Genomic DNA, 2,406 nt, shown 5'->3' on the forward strand with positions numbered 1-2,406 from the left:
TCGCCGGTGAGCACATCTACACCCGCATTCCGGGCGTAGCCGTCCAAATCAACGCTTTCAACTTCCCGGTGTGGGGCATGCTGGAGAAGTTCGCCCCGGCCTTCATCGCCGGCGTTCCCACCATCGTCAAGCCCGCAACCCCCACGGGCTACGTAGCGGCGGCCGTTGTCAAGGCCATCGTTGAATCCAACATCCTGCCCAAGGGCTCACTGCAGCTGATCTCCGGTTCCGTCCGCGGGCTGCTTGATGTGCTGGACTACCGTGACCTCGTGGCCTTCACCGGTTCTGCCTCCACCGCCCTGTCCCTGAAATCCCACCCCAACGTAATCCAGGGCGGGGTCCGCTTCACCTCCGAAACCGACTCCCTGAACGCCGCGATCCTGGGCCCCGACGCTGTAGAGGGCACGCCGGAGTTTGATGCCTTCGTGAAGTCTGTGGTGACGGAAATGACCGCCAAAGCCGGGCAGAAGTGCACGGCCATCCGCCGCGCCATCGTCCCGAGGGAGCTGGTTTCCGCGGTGTCTGCGGCCGTCGGCAAGCGGATCTCCGAACGTGTTGTCCTCGGCGACCCGCGGGCCGACGGCGTCACTATGGGTGCGCTGGCCTCCGTTGAACAGCTCGAGGACGTCCGCGCCGCCGTCCAGTCAATGCTCGACGCCGGCGGTGAAATTGCGTACGGAACACTCGATTCGCCGTCGGTCACCTCGGCCGACGGCTCCACCGGCCTGGTGGACAGCGGAGCCTTCATGGCTCCCGTCCTGCTCAGCTGGCACGACCCCGAGGCGGAGGAAGTCCACTCGCTGGAAGCCTTCGGTCCTGTTTCCTCTGTGATCGGATACAAGGACATTCCCGATGCCATTCGCCTCGCCGCCCGCGGTAGCGGCTCCCTGGTGGCCTCGGTGTGCACCAACGATCCGGCTGTGGCCCGCGAACTCGTGATGGGAATTGCCGCCCACCACGGCCGTGTCCTGATGCTCAACCGCCAGGACGCCCGCAGCTCCACCGGCCACGGCTCACCCGTGCCGCACCTGGTCCACGGCGGCCCCGGCCGGGCAGGCGGCGGTGAGGAGCTGGGCGGTATCCGCTCGGTGATGCACCACATGCAGCGCACGGCCATCCAGGGCTCGCCCAACATGCTCACCGCCGTTACAGGCGTGTGGCATGCCGGCGCGGACCGAACCTTCACCCTTGAGGCGGAGGGAACCCACCCCTTCCGGAAGTCATTGGAAACGCTGAGAATTGGCGATGCCGTCAGGTCGGAGCTCCGCCAGGTCACCCTCGAGGACATCTCAGCCTTCGCCAACTCCACCGGCGACACGTTCTACGCCCACACCAACCACGAGGCCGCCGAGGCGAATCCGTTCTTCCCGGGCATCGTGGCCCACGGCTACCTCTTGCTCGCCTGGGGTGCAGGACTCTTCGTGGAGCCGGCGCCTGGCCCGGTGCTGGCCAATTACGGGCTGGAGAACCTGCGTTTCATCACGCCGGTGGCCGCTGGTGATTCAATCCGCGTCACGCTGACCGCAAAGAAGATCACACCGCGCGAGACGGACGAGTACGGCGAGGTTGCCTGGGACGCAGTGCTCAGCAACCAGAACGACGAGATCGTGGCCACCTACGACGTCCTTACCCTCGTGGAGAAGTAGCTTCTCAACGCCCCGTCACCTTCCGCACGTTTTTCCGGAACGCCCCATCACCTCCCCGGAGAGGTGATGGGGCGTTCCGGGTCTCGCTGCAGGAACTGATGGGGCGTTGGGGGGCGGAAGGCAGGTCTTTTCGGCGCGGGCGGGCGTAAAATTCTGCCCGTAGGAGGTGGACATATGACCCTAAGAATGAACACAGCCACCACCGTCCTGCCAGTCGATGATCCGACGCGGGCCCGCAGGTTCTACACGGAAAAACTCGGGCTCCCGCACCACGGCATGACAGACGATGGAAGCGAACTGCTCGGCACCAACGGCGGCCCTATGCTGCAGTTGATGCCCGTCTCGGACGGAAAGCACTCCGAGCACACTGCACTGAGCTTTGAGGTGACGGACATTGAGCGGACCGTCCGGGACATGGAAGCCAGGGGAGTGCAGTTCCAGGACTACGACCTGCCGAACCTCAAGACCAAAAACCACATCTGCACCACCAATTCGGAGAAGTGCGCCTGGTTCATGGACACGGAGCACAACATCCTCTGCGTCCACGAAAAGCTTGGCGTCCAGGCCGAGTACGAACTCTAGGAAACTCGAGGCCCTTTAAAAGCGGCAGGGGCGCCCCGGTCAACCGGGGCGCCCCTGCCGTCGTTTACGCCAGGAGTGTCAGGATTCGGCACCGCTGTGCAGGCCGTCATCGCTGCTGTCGTCCGACGGCGCCGCCCCGGTCGTGTCCGACAGGTCCAGGTTGCCGCGGGCCTCGTCC

General features: G+C 64.9%; 2 protein-coding genes. Both read left to right on the forward strand.

What is annotated here, in order from left to right:
* Positions 1 to 1,646, forward strand: a 1,646-nt coding sequence (gene paaZ, locus AC5RWX_RS32470; protein ID WP_494100287.1) for a phenylacetic acid degradation bifunctional protein PaaZ, incomplete at its 5' end; no start/stop codon positions are given.
* A gap of 174 nt (positions 1,647 to 1,820) precedes the next feature.
* Positions 1,821 to 2,228 (forward strand): VOC family protein, encoded by a 408-nt coding sequence (locus tag AC5RWX_RS32475; RefSeq protein WP_494100288.1) that lies wholly within the window; start codon positions 1,821 to 1,823, stop codon positions 2,226 to 2,228.
* Positions 2,229 to 2,406 lie beyond the last annotated feature (178 nt).

It is taken from the genome of Arthrobacter sp. SPT-J7, assembly GCF_059089965.1.